At 60.7% G+C, this 14,836-nt stretch carries 14 protein-coding genes and 1 pseudogene; 10 read left to right on the top strand and 5 right to left on the bottom strand.

What is annotated here, in order from left to right; translation table 11 throughout:
* The first annotated feature begins 7 nt into the window (after positions 1-7).
* From paaA to KQ659_RS12695, 8 genes are all read left to right on the top strand, one after another.
* Positions 8-964 (top strand): 1,2-phenylacetyl-CoA epoxidase subunit PaaA, encoded by a 957-nt coding sequence (gene paaA / locus KQ659_RS12730; RefSeq protein WP_216688468.1) that lies wholly within the window; start codon positions 8-10, stop codon positions 962-964.
* A gap of 146 nt (positions 965-1,110) precedes the next feature.
* Entirely contained in the window at positions 1,111-1,398 is a 288-nt protein-coding gene (paaB, locus tag KQ659_RS12725; protein ID WP_168675518.1) for a 1,2-phenylacetyl-CoA epoxidase subunit PaaB, read from the top strand.
* A gap of 11 nt (positions 1,399-1,409) precedes the next feature.
* Positions 1,410-2,213, top strand: coding sequence for a 1,2-phenylacetyl-CoA epoxidase subunit PaaC (paaC, locus tag KQ659_RS12720; RefSeq protein ID WP_216688469.1), 804 nt, complete (start codon positions 1,410-1,412; stop codon positions 2,211-2,213).
* The gene (paaD, locus tag KQ659_RS12715) at positions 2,207-2,716 is read left to right on the top strand and encodes a 1,2-phenylacetyl-CoA epoxidase subunit PaaD (protein ID WP_216688470.1); all 510 of its coding nucleotides are present in this window, start codon (positions 2,207-2,209) and stop codon (positions 2,714-2,716) included. The genes paaC and paaD overlap by 7 nt, the downstream gene beginning before the upstream one ends.
* A 147-nt stretch (positions 2,717-2,863) precedes the next feature.
* Positions 2,864-3,649 carry an enoyl-CoA hydratase-related protein gene (locus KQ659_RS12710; protein WP_216688471.1) on the top strand — a complete coding sequence of 262 codons (786 nt, stop codon included), beginning with the start codon at positions 2,864-2,866 and terminating at the stop codon, positions 3,647-3,649.
* Complete coding sequence (locus KQ659_RS12705) at positions 3,646-4,803, top strand: 3-hydroxyacyl-CoA dehydrogenase NAD-binding domain-containing protein (protein ID WP_216688472.1); 1,158 nt, start codon at positions 3,646-3,648, stop codon at positions 4,801-4,803. Before KQ659_RS12710 ends, KQ659_RS12705 begins: the two co-directional genes overlap by 4 nt.
* 74 nt (positions 4,804-4,877) lie before the next feature.
* Positions 4,878-6,941, top strand: coding sequence for a phenylacetic acid degradation bifunctional protein PaaZ (gene paaZ, locus KQ659_RS12700; protein WP_216688473.1), 2,064 nt, complete (start codon positions 4,878-4,880; stop codon positions 6,939-6,941).
* A gap of 236 nt (positions 6,942-7,177) precedes the next feature.
* Positions 7,178-7,939, top strand: a complete 762-nt coding sequence (locus KQ659_RS12695) for an enoyl-CoA hydratase/isomerase family protein (protein WP_216688474.1) — start codon at positions 7,178-7,180, stop codon at positions 7,937-7,939.
* A gap of 74 nt (positions 7,940-8,013) precedes the next feature.
* Here KQ659_RS12695 and KQ659_RS12690 read toward each other — a convergent pair whose 3' ends face one another.
* The 5 genes and pseudogenes from KQ659_RS12690 to KQ659_RS22125 form a co-directional block, all read right to left on the bottom strand.
* Complete coding sequence (locus tag KQ659_RS12690; RefSeq protein WP_216688475.1) at positions 8,014-8,475, bottom strand: nucleoside deaminase; 462 nt, start codon at positions 8,473-8,475, stop codon at positions 8,014-8,016.
* A 181-nt stretch (positions 8,476-8,656) separates the two neighbouring features.
* Positions 8,657-9,418, bottom strand: a complete 762-nt coding sequence (locus KQ659_RS12685; protein WP_216688476.1) for a hypothetical protein — start codon at positions 9,416-9,418, stop codon at positions 8,657-8,659.
* Positions 9,419-9,780: 362 nt separating this feature from the next.
* Positions 9,781-12,867, bottom strand: a complete 3,087-nt coding sequence (locus tag KQ659_RS12680; RefSeq protein WP_216688477.1) for a PD-(D/E)XK nuclease family protein — start codon at positions 12,865-12,867, stop codon at positions 9,781-9,783.
* Positions 12,868-12,924: 57 nt separating this feature from the next.
* Positions 12,925-13,143: a hypothetical protein gene (locus KQ659_RS12675; protein ID WP_216690828.1), complete on the bottom strand. Its 219-nt coding sequence runs from the start codon at positions 13,141-13,143 to the stop codon at positions 12,925-12,927.
* A 43-nt stretch (positions 13,144-13,186) separates the two neighbouring features.
* Positions 13,187-13,384: pseudogene (locus KQ659_RS22125) on the bottom strand (BLUF domain-containing protein); the annotation flags it as partial.
* 180 nt (positions 13,385-13,564) lie between these two features.
* Between KQ659_RS22125 and KQ659_RS12665 the strand changes: the two are divergent.
* Both KQ659_RS12665 and KQ659_RS12660 read left to right on the top strand, forming a co-directional pair.
* On the top strand, positions 13,565-14,509 hold the full coding sequence (locus KQ659_RS12665; protein ID WP_216688478.1) for a DUF3078 domain-containing protein: 945 nt from the start codon (positions 13,565-13,567) through the stop codon (positions 14,507-14,509).
* A gap of 122 nt (positions 14,510-14,631) precedes the next feature.
* Positions 14,632-14,829, top strand: a complete 198-nt coding sequence (locus tag KQ659_RS12660) for an AAA family ATPase (protein ID WP_216688479.1) — start codon at positions 14,632-14,634, stop codon at positions 14,827-14,829.
* Positions 14,830-14,836: the final 7 nt, after the last annotated feature.

Raw genomic sequence — 14,836 nt, 5'->3', positions numbered from 1 at the left:
ACTTCCTATGGAAAATCCCACCCAGCACCTTACCCCCGAAGAACAGTTCCAGGCCCGCATTGATGCCGACGTGCGCATCGAGCCCAAGGACTGGATGCCCGATGCCTACCGCAAGACGCTGATTCGGCAGATTTCGCAACATGCTCATTCGGAGTTGGTTGGGATGCTGCCCGAGGGCAACTGGATTACGCGGGCCCCTTCGCTCAAGCGCAAGTCCATTCTGCTATCCAAGGTGCAGGATGAGGCGGGCCACGGCCTGTACCTCTACAGCGCGGCCGAAACGCTGGGCACCACCCGCGACCAGATGCTGGCCGACCTGCATTCGGGTAAAGCCAAGTATTCCAGCATTTTCAACTACCCAACGCTGAGCTGGGCCGACATGGGCTGCGTGGGCTGGCTGGTAGACGGTGCCGCCATTTTGAACCAGGTACCGCTGTGCCGCACATCCTACGGCCCCTATGCCCGGGCCATGGTGCGCGTGTGCAAGGAGGAAAGCTTCCACCAGCGCCAGGGCTTCGAGATAATGCAGACGCTGTGCGAAGGCGCACCCGAGCAGAAAGCCATGGCCCAGGAAGCCCTGAACCGTTGGTGGTGGCCCACGCTGATGATGTTCGGCCCCAAAGACGAGGACTCGCCCAACACGGCCCAGAGCATGAACTGGCGCATCAAGCGCTTCACCAACGACGAGCTGCGCCAGAAATTCGTGGATATGATGGTGCCCCAGGCCGAATTCCTGGGCCTGACTGTGCCCGACGAAAAAGTGCAGTGGAACGAAGTCCGCCAGGCCTATGACTACGGCGAGGTGAACTGGGACGAGTTCTGGGCGGTGGTGAAAGGCAACGGCCTGTGCAACCGCGACCGCCTCGGGGCCCGCGTGAAGGCCCACGAGGAAGGTGCCTGGGTGCGCGAGGCCGCCATGGCGCACGCGGCCAAGCGCGCTGAGCGAGAGTTGGTAGCGGCGTAGCATTACAAGCAATAATTTTCAGAGCGTCATGCAGAGCGCAGCGAAGCATCGTTACTGCACAACGCAATTAAACCGCTTGGATTAGTTGTGACGGGCAAGATGCTTCGCTGCGCTCTGCATGACGTTCTACTTCCTAAGTAATAAAGATGAATCAATCCGAATGGCCTCTGTGGGAGGTCTTTATCCGCAGCAAGCAGGGGCTTGACCACAAGCACGTTGGCAGCCTGCACGCGGCCGACGCCGCGATGGCCATCCAGAATGCCCGCGACGTGTACACGCGTCGGCAGGAAGGCATCAGTATTTGGGTGGTGGAGTCGAAGCACGTCCACGCCTCCAACCCGGATGATGCGGAAGCCTTCTTCGACCCGGCCAATGATAAAGTGTATCGACACCCCACTTTCTACCAGGTGCCGGATTCCATTAAACACATGTAATGCAGTACGATATGCAATTTGCTTCGACGGAAAACCCGGCCCTGGCTACGTACACGCCGGCGGTGCGGCAGCAGCTGTTTCAGTTCGTGTTGCAGCTCGCCGATACCAGCCTGATTCTGGGCCACCGGCTGAGCGAATGGTGCGGGCACGGGCCCATTCTGGAGCAGGATTTGGCCATGGCCAACATCGCGCTCGATTTGCTGGGCGAAACCCGCAGCCTCTACCAATACGCCGCCGAGCTGGAAGGGCAGGGGCGCACCGAAGACGACCTCGCCTACCTGCGCAGCGCCACTGAATACCGCAACCCGCTGCTGGTGGAGCAGCCCAACGGCGACTTTGCCGACACCGTGGTGCGGCAGTTTCTGTTCGATAACTTCCACTACCACTTTCTCAAGCAGCTGCTCACTAATGCCGATGAGCGGCTAGCTGCCATCGCCGAAAAGTCCTTGAAGGAAGCCACTTACCACCTCAAGTGGAGCTCAGAGTGGATAATCCGGCTGGGCGACGGCACGGCGGAAAGCCGCCGCCGCGTGGAGAAATCCATTACGGAGCTGTGGCGCTTCTCGGGCGAGCTGACGACGCCCACGGCGCTGGAAAAATCGCTGCAAGCCATGGGCCTGATTCCGGAATACGAGGATATTCAGGCCAGCATGACGGCCCACGCCGAGCGCGTGCTGACGGAAGCCACGCTTGCCATTCCGCAGCAGATTTTCATGCTGACTGGCGGCAAGGACGGCCGCCACACCGAGCATCTGGGCTATATTCTGACCGAGCTGCAATACATGCAGCGCACGTTTCCCGGTCTGACATGGTAGCGCCCGCGCCTCCCGCCGAAGCCCACATCTGGCAGCTGCTGGAAGAAGTGACCGACCCTGAAGTTCCCGTGCTCAGCATTCTGGACCTGGGCATTGTGCGGGCCGTGCGCGTGGAGGGCGAGCAGATTACGGTGAGCATTACGCCCACGTATTCGGGCTGCCCGGCCATGAATACCATTGCCACCGATATCCGGCTGCGGCTGATGGCGGAAGGTTATACCAAGCTGACTATCAACAATCAGCTAAGCCCGGCCTGGACTACTGATTGGATGACTAAAGCCGGCCGCGAGAAGCTGGAAGCCTACGGCATCGCCCCGCCGATTGACGGGACAGCCAGTGGCCACGTCCTCAATTTATTTGGGAAAGAAACGGCCGTACGCTGCCCGCTCTGCAAGTCGGAGCACACGCATCTGGTCAGCCAGTTTGGCTCCACGGCCTGCAAAGCGCTGTACCAGTGCGACGACTGCCGCGAGCCATTCGATTACTTCAAATGTCATAGTTGATTCAATGTTCAAATCTGTCATCCTGAGCTTGCGAAGGACCTTATTGCGGAAGAACAGTTTGCCGCAATCCCACTGATGCGAACGTGATAAGGCCTTTCGCAAGCTCGGGATGACAGGCATTTATTCCTGCTTTCCACTTCCTTAATTATGCCTGAAAACGACCCCCTGATTTTTTCGCTGGACAACGGCATCGCCACCATTCGCCTCAACCGGCCCGAGGTTTTTAATAGCGTGAATAAGCCGCTGGCGCTGGCGTTTCAGCAGCATTTGCGCGACTGCCAGGCCGATGCCTCGGTGCGGGCCGTGCTCATTACCGGTACCGGGCGGGCTTTTTGCGCGGGCCAGGATTTGGCCGAAATCACTGGGCCGGACAGTCCGGAAGTGGCCGACATTGTGGAGCAGCACTACAACCCCATCATCATGTTGATTCGGGAGCTCGACAAGCCCGTGATAGCGGCCGTGAACGGCGTGGCCGCCGGGGCGGGGGCCAACATTGCCCTGGCCTGCGATATCGTAGTGGCCAAGGAGTCAGCCTCTTTTATTCAGGCGTTCAGCAAGATTGGGCTGATTCCGGACAGCGGCGGGACATACTTTCTGCCGCGCCTTATCGGCATGCAGCGGGCCAGCGCCCTGATGATGACCGGCGACAAAGTGAGCGCCGCCGAAGCCGTGCAGATGGGCATGATTTACAAGGCATTTGCCGATGAAACCTTCGAGCAGGATGTGGCTGCGTTGGTGCGCAAGCTGGCCGCCATGCCCACCAAAGGCCTGGCCTACACCAAGCAGCTGCTGAACAGCACCTTCGCCAACGACGTGGCCCAGCAGCTGCGCGCCGAGGGCGACTACCAGCTTCGCGCCGGTAACACCACCGACTACCGCGAGGGCGTTGCCGCTTTCATCGAAAAACGCCAACCAACTTTCACCGGCCAATGAGAACCATCGGAATCATCGGTTGCGGGGCCATGGGCGCGGGCATTGCGCAGGTAGTGGCCACGGCCGGGCACACGGTGCGGCTGCTCGACCAGCACGCCGGTGCGCTGGAACGGGCCGTTTCCGGCATTCAGAATAGCCTGCGGAAGCTGGCCGCGAAAGGCAAGCTGACGAGCGAAGTGGCCGAAGCAGCGGGCAGCCGTCTGCACGCCACTGCCGACATGCAGGATTTTGCGGACTGCGAACTGGTCATTGAAGCCATTGTGGAGGACTTGGGGGTGAAGCAGCAGCTTTTTCGCAAGCTCGAAGGTGTGGTTTCGGCCGATTGCGTGCTGGCCAGCAATACGTCGTCGCTGTCGCTCACGTCGATTGCAGCGGCCTGTGAGCGGCCGGAGCGGTTTGTGGGCATCCACTTCTTCAATCCGGCCCCGATAATGCAGCTGGTGGAAGTGATACCGGCCCTGCAGACGCGGGCGGGCCTGGCCGAGGAAATGAAGGCCCTGGTGGCCAGCTGGAACAAGCTGCCGGTGCTCACGCAGGACACACCGGGCTTCATCGTGAACCGCGTGGCGCGGCCGTTCTACGGTGAGGCCATTCGCATCATGGAAGAAGGCATTGCCGACCTCGCGACCATCGACTGGGCCATGACCGAGCTGGGCGGTTTCCGCATGGGCCCGTTTGCCCTGATGGATTTTATCGGCCACGATGTGAACTACCGGGTGACGGAATCCGTCTTCGCTGCCTTTTTCTACGACCCACGCTTCAAGCCTTCTTTCTCGCAAAAGCGGTTGTTTGAGGCCGGCTACTACGGCCGGAAATCGGGTCGGGGCTTTTACAATTATGCCGCCGATGTGGTAGCTCCCGAGCCCACCCGCGACGAAATCCTGGGCCGCCGGATTGTAAGTCGTATCGTGGCCATGCTCATCAACGAAGCCGTGGATGCGCTGGCCCTGAACGTGGCCTCGGTCGCCGACCTGGAGCTGGCCATGACCCGTGGCGTGAACTACCCCAAAGGCCTGCTGGCCTGGGCCGACGAGCTGGGCCCCGCCACCGTGCTGGCCACGCTCGACGACCTCTACGCCGAGTACCACGAAGACCGGTATCGCGCCAGCCCACTGCTGCGCCGCAAGGTGCGCGAGGGCAAGTTATTCCTGTAGAACACGCTTTAGCTTGTTCATCTCAACCTCCCTTACCGGCGCAAGCTAAAGCATGCGCTACAAGTCAACCTGCTATGACTCCCACCCTCGAAAACTACACCCTCGGCCGCTGGACCACTGGCGGCAGCTCGCCCCAGGAGTTGCTCGATGCCAGCACCGGCGAAGTCATCGCCCTGGCTAATACCGAAGGCTTCGACTTTGCCCAGATTCTCGACTACGGCCGCCGCGTGGGCAACCCCAAGCTACGCAAAATGACCTTCCACGAGCGGGGCCGGATGCTGAAGGCGCTGGCCTTCCACCTGGATAGCAAGAAGGAGCAGTTCTACGAATTGAGCTACCGGAGCGGGGCCACGCGGGCCGATTCGTGGATTGACATTGAGGGCGGCATCGGTAACCTATTTGCCAATGCCTCGCTGCGCCGTAAGTTTCCGGACAAGCCGTTTTATGTGGAGGGCGAGCCGGTGAGCCTGAGCAAGGGCGGCACCTTCATGGCCCAGCACCTGATGGTGCCGCGTGAGGGCGTGGCCGTGCATATCAACGCCTACAACTTTCCCATCTGGGGCATGCTGGAGAAAATTGCGGTGAACCTGCTGGCCGGCATGCCCGCCGTGGTGAAGCCCGCCGTGCCCGCCGCCTACCTCACGGAGGCCGTGGTACGCGAAATCATTGCTTCCGGCATTTTGCCCGAGGGTGTGCTGCAGCTGGTGGTGGGCTCGGGCCAGGGCCTGCTCGACCACGTTACGTATCAGGATGTGGTGACCTTCACCGGCTCGGCCGCCACCGGCCGCAAGCTGCGTGCTCACCCGCGCATCATCGAAGAAGCTGTGCCGTTTACGATGGAGGCCGACTCGCTGAACGCCGCCGTGCTGGGGCCGGATGCGCGGCCCGGCACGCCGGAATTCGACCTGTTCGTGAAGGAAATCCGCAAGGAAATGACGGCCAAGTGCGGGCAGAAATGCACCGCTATCCGCCGTGCCATTGTGCCCGCAAATATGCTGGAAGACGTGCAGATTGCCCTCGGCAAGCTGCTGGCCCAAACCACGGTGGGCCACCCGCAGGCCGATGGCGTGCGCATGGGCGCGCTGGCTGGCCGCGAACAGGCTGAAACGTTTCGCGAGCGGGTGCGGCACCTGGCTCGGAACACGCCCATCGTGTACGGCAGCCTCGATGAGCTGGTATTGCTGGGCAAGGACCGGGGCGCCGACTTCGCCAAGGGCGCCTTCACCTCGCCCATCGTGCTGCTGAATGAGCAGCCCTTCAAGCACCTCGACAGCCACGAAATTGAAGCCTTCGGTCCGGTGGTGACGCTGATGCCTTACCACGACGTGGAGGAGGCCGTGACGCTGGCCAACATGGGCAAAGGCTCGCTGGTGTGCTCGCTGGCTACCAACGACCCGCAAGTGGCCCAGGATTTCGTGCTCGGCGCGGCCACGCACCACGGCCGTATTCTGGTCATCAACGGCGAGATGGCGAAGGAAAGCACGGGCCACGGCTCGCCGCTGCCGCAGCTCATCCACGGCGGGCCCGGCCGGGCCGGCGGCGGGCAGGAGATGGGCGGCATCCGGGGCGTGGAGCACTTCATGCAGCGCGTGGCTCTGCAAGGTTCGCCCAGCATGATTACGGCCATCACGCAGGTGTATCAGACCGGTGCGAAGCAGGTGGAGTACGACAAGCACCCGTTTCAGAAGTACTTCGAGGAGCTGGAAATCGGCGAAACCTACACCACCCACAACCATACCGTGACGGAGGCTGACATCAGCGCCTTTGCGGGAATTTCAGGCGATAATTTTTACGCCCACGTCGATGCTACTTCGCTGGAGGGCACGCTCTTCACCGGCCGCGTGGCCCACGGCTACTATGTGCTTTCGAAAGCGGCCGGTATGTTCGTGGACCCGCGCAAAGGCCCAGTGCTGCTGAACTACGGCCTGGACGAATGCCGCTTCACCAAGCCGGTGTACCCCGGCACCACCATCGGCGTGAAGTTGACGGTGAAGGAGAAAGTGGGCCAGGAAAAGCGCGACGAAGCCGACATCGCCAAAGGCATTGTGCGCTGGCTGGTGACGGTGACGGATGAAACCAGCGAAACCGTGGCCGTGGCTACCATTCTGACGATGGTGAAGAAAAAGAATCAGGAATAATTTGAACGTCAACAGTAAACGGTCATGCTGGAGTTGTTTAGAAAGTCACAAAAGGTACTCAACCGGTCATGCAGCGCGCAGCGAAGCATCTTGCTTGCATCGTTGAACGGGCCTGAGGATGCGACGGTCATGCTTCGCTGCGCGCTGCATGACCGTTCGGGGACTTTCTAAACAGCTTCGCTGAGCGCCGCCGAAGCATGACCGTTCTATTTTTCTAAAATAAGCCCCACCCACCCATGAGCAACACCCTCACTGCTGGCCACGTCGCGGCCGCAACCGATGCCGCCGGCATCACCACCATCACGTTTTTCCATCCTTCGCACAACTCCCTGCCCAGCCGCGTGCTCAATAATTTGGCCCAGGCCATCACCCACGCCGGGCAGGATGAAGCCACAAAGGTCATTGTCTTAAAAAGCGAAGGCGAGCGCACTTTCTGCGCCGGGGCCAGCTTTGATGAGCTGCTGACCATCGAAACCAAGGAGCAGGGCCTGGAATTTTTCTCCGGCTTTGCCCGGGTAATTAATGCTTGCCGCACTGCGCCTAAAATCATCATCGGCCGGGTGCAGGGCAAGGCCGTGGGTGGTGGTGTGGGCGTGGCCGCCGCTACCGATTATTGCTTCGCTACCCAGCACGCCGCCGTGAAGCTGAGTGAGTTGGCCGTGGGCATCGGCCCCTTCGTGGTGGGCCCGGCCGTGGAGCGCAAGATTGGCACCGCCGCCTTCCAGCAGCTGGCGCTGGATGCGGGCGAATTCCGTCCCGCCGCCTGGGCGAAGGAAAAGGGCCTATATGCCGAAGTGGTGGAAGATATCGCCGCGCTGGATGCTGCGGTAACTGCTTTTGCTGGTAAACTGGCGGCTTATGCGCCGGACGCTTTGCGGGCAATGAAGCAGGTATTCTGGCAGGGTACCGAGCATTGGGAAACCCTGCTCACGGAGCGGGCCGGCATCAGCGGCACGCTGGTACTGTCGGATTTTACGCGGCGGGTGCTGCGGAAGTAGGGGCATAGCAGATAAAAAAGCACGTCATGCCGAGCGTAGCCGAGGCATGACGTACCGGGTTAATGCATAGAGGTTTATTCTTCCATAATATCCTCGTTCCAGAGGGCGGGTTCGGCTTCGATGAACTCATTCATCATGTCCACGCACTCTTGCATGTCCATATCGACCACCTCCACGCCGTGGCTTTCGAGGAAGGCGCGGGACTCGCCGAAGGTGCGCGACTCGCCCACCATCACCTTGGGGATTTTGAACTGCACGATGGTGCCGGCGCACATATAGCAGGGCATCAGCGTGGTGTAGATAACGGTGTCGCGGTAGCTGCGCTGGCGGCCGGCGTTCGTCAGGCAATCCATCTCGCCGTGCTTGATGGCGGAGTCTTCCTGCACGCGCTTGTTGTGGCCCTGGCCGATGATTTTGCCATCACGCACGAGTACCGAGCCGATGGGAATACCGCCCTGCGAGCGGCCCAGGCGGGCTTCGTCGATGGCGGCTTGCATGAATTCGTCTTTGGCGGGGGGAATGTTGGTGGTTGACATTGGATGAGTAGTTGTCTGGTACGGGTGGGAAAAACTGCGCTGATGGGGAATTACGGCCCTTTTGGATAGCGCGTCGCGCAAGATACCCATTCTGCTGAGAGGATGGATTGACGGGGTTGCCCAGCGGAAAGAAGGCTTTATCGGCTGTTGTTGGTCAGCTTCGTAGCCAATTAAATGGGAATCAGCGGGTGGCTTGTATATACAGGAGCGTGGTGCGGTACGGGCGGCTCGGCGTGTATTTGTCGTTGATGATGAAATAGCCGTTGTTGTAGGCCGCGATGCCTTCCCAGTTGTAGCCCCAGTATTGCTCCGGCAACTCCCACAGCAGCTGCCAGGTGAAGCGGTTGTCTTTGAAAACGACATCGACCAGCCGGCAGTAGCTTTCGAATCCGTTGCGGTCGGTGATGAGTTTCGTGTTGGTGGTATCGCTGGCGGGGGTGCGGTAAACGGCATCGCCGCCGCCCCCTTTGAAGAAGTAGTTGATTGCAGTGAAGTGGTTGCTGCCCGTAGGCGTCATGTCCGTGATGCGGAATGGCAGCGGGGCGAAGGGTAGCGTGGGCGGGCTACCCAAGGCAGGGGCAGGGCGCTTGGAAAGTGCGTAGGCGTAGTTCTGGCCGGGAAAGGAGTTGAATTCGAAGAACGCAACCAGCTGCTTTTTTGCCTGCGCCATCGCCTCAAATCCGGCGTTGTAAATATGCTGGCCATCGGCGGTCAATGGCTTGGCCAGCGGGGTGAGGAAGGTGGTATCCATCACCACGGCGCTCGCAGTCAGGCTCCCTTTTAGCAGATAGCAATTGGTGGAAGGGGTGGCGGTTTCGACTGAAAAATAGATGTCATTTCCGTCGATGAGCATGGCTTCCAGTCCTTCGTACTGCTGCCCTGCGACCAGTATTTTGGTGCGCAGCGCCGGGAGCTGGTTAAGCGGGAGCTTCTGGTAAGGCAAAACGTACGCGGTATCGAGCAGCTTGCGGTCCAGGTCTGCCAGCTTCAGGGTATAGAGCTTGGCCTCCGCACGGTCCTGCAGCCGGCTTTCCGAGAGTAGAAACAGCTTACTGGAGCTGACTGCCAGCCCGGAAAACTGATTATCATAAAATTCCAGCTCTTTAGGCAGCGAAATGGAATGAACGGTGAACGGTGAACGGGGGCCGCTGCGCCGAAGCAGATAGGCAAAAAAAGAAGCAAATTAACCCCAACAGGTACTTCATATAAGGAAGCTGAACTGGTATTTCTTGTGATAATCAGACTGCCCCAAACCTGCTTCGGTAAAATGGTGAACCTTGAGAAAGTATCTGCGCTGTGCCACAATCACCTCGCACAGATGCCTTTATAGGGGCAGTATTCGCACTTTGTGAAGTCGTCGGTTTTGCGGATGGGTTCGGTGGGGTCGAGGATGCGGAGGACGATTTTGCGCACCAAGTCTTCGGAAACGGCTACGAAGTCTTCGCCGCCTTCGGTGAGGAAGCTGAGGTCGGCGGAGAGCAGGCCTTCGTCGATGTTCCGGAGCGAGAGAATAGCCGTTTCGGCCGTTTCGCGTTTCACGGTGTGGGCCAGCATGAGGCGGTAGAGCCAGAGCTGGCGCACCTTGTCGGCGCTAGTGCTGGGCTCGTGCAGGAGGCGGTCGGTGGCTTCGGCGGCGGTGAGCTTGTCGCGGTAGCCGCGCAGCTGCAGGTCGCTCTTTTTCACGAGCCCCGACTTGTAGTCCACTACCCGCAGGCGGCCGTCGGGTAGCTCATCCACGCGGTCGGCGTAACCGAACAGGCGCACCGCCAGCGGCTCGGCCTGGCCCGGCACATCGACAAAAATGGTGGCGGCCAGTTCCTTTTCAAGCCCAAAAAGGCGCAACGGCAGCATACCGGGCTGCTCGGTGAGGCTTTCCAGCAGGCGCACCACCAGGCGGGTGGCTACCTGGCCGTACACGTGGTTGAGGCCTTCGTCGGCGCGGGCGTGCTTCTCGCTTTCTTCCTGGCGCAGGGCGCGTTGCACCTCGGCCGGGGCCTGCTTGATAAGCGCGGGAATATCCTCGGCCGTAATCGAACGGGCATCTTGCTCGAAGGGTCGCATCAGATTTTCCAGCGCCTCGTGCATCATGGTGCCGAAGCTGCTGGCTTCGAGGGTTTCTTCCACGGCATCGTTTTCGTGGAAGCGGGCCACTTTCGAGAAGTAGAAGCGGAGCGAGCAGGCCAGGAAATCGTTGAGGCGGGAGGGCGAGATGTTGCGTTCGAGCACGCCACGCAGGGCGGCCAGCATCTCGGGGTCTTTTTCGAGGACGAGGTCGCCTTGGAGTGAGCTAAGAGTTAGGAGTGAAGAGTTAGGAGTTGAATCAATAGCTGCTGCTGCTTTAACTCCTAACTTTTCACTCCTAACTCTTAACTCCGTTGAGGGAACCGAAACGGTTAAATCTTCCAGCACCAGCTGCGGGTTTTGGGGCAGTAAGTCATTCTGCAGCTGCAGTAAGAACCGGCTGCGCTCGCCGCTTTTCATGCCTTCGGCCCCGGGCAGCACGTGTACTAAATCGACCCGTTGGGCGCGTTGCAGCAGGCGCCAGAAATTGTAGGCCGTGATGGCCTCCGCATCGGCATAAGTGGGGAGGTCGGCGGCCGTGAGAACGTCGTAGGGAAACAGCGACTGCTGGCGCTTGGGGGCCGGCAGCACGCCCTCGTTGCAGCTGAGGATGATGAGGTGGTCGAAATCGAGGGCGCGGGTTTCGAGCAGGCCCATCACCTGCACGTCGGCCAGCGGCTCGCCGGAGAAGGGCAGGCGGGTGCGGCCCATCTGCTCATACAGGAAGCGGCGGAACGAGCGCACCGACAGGCGCTGCTCGCGGCAGTCGAAGGCCGAATCGAGCTGCTTGACGAGGGTGTAGAACAGGTACAGGTATTCGGCCCCGAGTCCGGTTTCGCGGTCCGTATCCGCTATTTCGGCCGAGTACACCTGGCGCAGCAGGTCGATAACGGCGTAGCAGGCCGCGATAATGTCGTCGCAGTTGTCCCAGGTTTTGAACAGGGCCTCGATGAGCGGATGGTGCGCGCCGAGCTTCAGCAGCTCTTCGGCGGGCAACAAAACCGCGTTCAGGCGCACAATTTCGCGGCACACTTGGTCGAGAATACCGTGGTACTGGGGCTGGTCGGCCTGCTGGTCCTGCCAGTGCTGGTAGCGGCGCAGGAAGGGATGGCTCAGTAGCTTGCTGACGGCCAGATGGTGGTAGCGCGGTACGCCATAGCCGGTTTCCTGGCTGCCCTCGCGGATGCCAGTGAGGTGGACTTCAAACAGCAAATCGACCAGGTTGAACAGCGGCGTGGCCTGGAAGCTCAGGCCCATGGTCACGTTGTAGTCGGGCACCTCGTTGGGCGGCAGGCCGTGGAGCACGGGCAGGAGCAGGGTTTCGTCGGGCAGCACCACGGCCACGGTGGCGTCGGGGTAGCGCTGGCGGGCTTCGGCCAGGAGCTGGCCGGCCAGCTTGCCCTGCATGCTGGGGTTGGCCACGCCCAGGTAGCGAATGTGGTGGGGCTGGCCGCGCAGCCACTCCACGCCGCCGCCAAAATTATCGAGCGGCAGTTTCCACTGCTCGAAGTAGCGGCGCAGGTGCTGGCCGGCGCGGTTGGGCGAGCCAGCTTCGAGGTAAAACGGGTCGGCGTCGAAGTGCACTTCGGCCCGGCCGGCGTTCAGCAGCAGGCGAATCAGCTTTTCCTCGGACCTCGACAAATTCCCCAGCCCCACAAAAACGTGGCGGGCCGGCGCAGCCTGCGCCGGGTCTTTCAGCATCTTTTCCAGCTTTTCCACGGCCAGGCGGTAGGCCAGGCCGGGGTAGGCGAGGTGGTTGGCCTTCATGCGGCGCTGCAGCTCGTGATACACCCGCTCCAGCTGGTCCCAGAAGCTAAAGGAGTGCGCGGCGGCCTGGCTTTTGGGCGGCAGCGCGGTCAGGTCCCAGCGCTCCAGGGCCTTGGCTTCGCTCAGGTATTCGAACACCTTGTGGGTGTCTGCCAGGTTTTGGTCGAGGTTGGAAAAGTCGCTGAGCAGCATACTCGCCCAGCCCACAAATTTGTCGAAATCAAGACCGGTGTCGATGCCCTTCAGAATGTCGTAGAGCAGTAATTGCAGGGCAATGGGCTCTTCTACCTGTATGCCGGCCAGCTCCACCATGTAGTCTTCCATGGCGGCCACGCGCGGTGCCCACAGCGGCGCGCCGCCGGGCAGCGCCAGCGCCAGCTCGTTCTTCAAATACACCACGGCGCGGCGCGTAGGCACTATCACCACAATATCGGACAGCTCATCGAGCGGGCCGGAGCCGTAGCGGTCCAGCAGCTCGCGGGCGGTGTTGGCCAGGAAGGAAATCGGGGCTGCGCCCGGCGTGGCGGGGGCAGCAGTGGGGTAGGGGGCGGGCAGGGCAGGCATTGGGGTAAAGATACCAGCCCGGCGAGTAGCACAAACGCCGGCCGGTAGCCGGCCGGGCTATATGAGGGGGTGTTCCTGCCAGGGTGCTGCCTGGCACTGCGCCACAAAATCGTGCAGCAGGGCCAGCATCTCGGGGCGGGTGTGTGGCCGGGGTCCCAACAGGGCGGGCGAGTCGGGGGCTACGTAGCCCAGCAGCGTGCGCAAGTGCTGTGGCTGCGCCACGCGGAAGCCCATGCGCCACTCGCCAAAGTCGCGGTGCTGGCAGGGGGCCTTCACTCAGCACGCGGCAGCTGAAATGGCGTGGGTCGACCGCAATGCACTGGTAGTAGAGTTGCCGCACGGCTGCGGGCGTGCCCTCCAGCACTTGCAGAAACCGCCCATCGGGCGTGTACAGCAGGAGTCCGGTGATGCCTTCGCGCTGGTTTTTGAGGCGGCACTGGGTGAGCAGCGCGGTAAGCTCCGGGGTTTCAAAGGGCACCAGTGACTGGCTCTGATAAACAAGTTGGTACAAACTCATGCGCTTCAGCTAAAGGGTGAAACATTGAATCTCCGATATACATGGTACGATGGCTGCTTGATTTCATATCAGGAAGATAGACAAATAGCGGATTTTGAGTAATGTTGAGCTTGCGGTTTGCTCGCGCGTGAGCCTGCCGTAGCGCCGTTATTTGCCGTCTCAAACCATCGTTGCCTTGTCATGAAACAACGTTTCTACCTCGTATTAGCTGCCCTGGCCCTGGCCGCCGCTCCCGCTCTGGCGCAGACCACGCCCGCCGTTATCCCCGACCCCGCCCCGCCGGCCACACCCGACCCGCTCTGGCACAAATCCATCAAAACCGGGCTTGGCCTCAACGAAGCTCTGCTTAGCACCAACTGGCGCGGCGGCGGCGTCAATACCATTGGCTTCAACGCTTCCTTCAATGCCAGGGCCAACCGCAAAAGCGGCCTGCACAGCTTTGATAACGAAGCCGATTTCCTCTTCGCTTTTTCCCAAACCCGGGGCCTGGGCTACCGCAAGGGCCAGGACCGCCTCTACCTCGATACCAAATACGGCCGTGCCCTTACCGAGCGCTGGGATATGTTCCTATCGCTGAACCTGCTCTCGCAATTTGCCCCCGGCTATAAATACGATACCGATGCCGCCGGCAACGACCGCGCCCAGCTCACCTCCGATTCCTTTGCGCCAGCCTTCATTACGGCCGCCTATGGGTTTGAATACCACCCCGCTACTTATTTCCACCTGCGCCTCTCGCCCTTCGCCCCGCGCCTCACGGTGGTAAACCGGGTCGAGCGCTTCACGGCGGCCCTCGGCGATAAGCCCTATGGCGTCAATCCCGGCCACAGCACCCGCTTCGAGGTACTAGCCGCGCAGGTGCTGGCCGAATTCGACAAGAACATCAGCCCCAACGTCAACCTAAAGGCCCGCTACGTCCTCTTCGCCAACTACGAACACCTCAACTTTCAGGAAATCGACCACCGTCTCGACGTCAGCCTCACCGCCAAAGTGGGCAAGTACGTAAACGTCGCCCTCAACGGCATCGCCCTCTACGACTACGACCAGGACCACGGCGTGCAGTATTCGCAGGGCCTCACCATCGGAGTCGCCTACGCCATCAAGAACTACGCGGATGCGAAGAAGTAGCTGAGTTGAAACTTTTGCTACCTAAGTAGCGCCGGGGCCGGGAGGTGCCGGCGCTTTTTGGCGGGGCCATGCCCGCCCCGGCGGTCCCTATATTTGTTTCCTCTCCGAATTCCCTTACTCCTATGGCGAAGAAAACCAAAGCTCCCACCCCCGAAGTCCCTGCCGTTTCGGAGCAGCCCTATTATTTGCAGCGCGCCCACATCAAGGATTTTCGCTCTGTTCGGGATGCAAAGTTGGAATTCAAGCCGGGACTGAATATTATTATCGGGGCAAATGGGTCGGGGAAGACGAATTTTGTGCAGCGAGTGAATGGGGTGTAATTCAAAA

This window comes from Hymenobacter siberiensis (genome assembly GCF_018967865.2).
Taxonomy (GTDB): domain Bacteria; phylum Bacteroidota; class Bacteroidia; order Cytophagales; family Hymenobacteraceae; genus Hymenobacter; species Hymenobacter siberiensis.
This window is presented reverse-complemented; position numbering and strand designations above follow the sequence as displayed.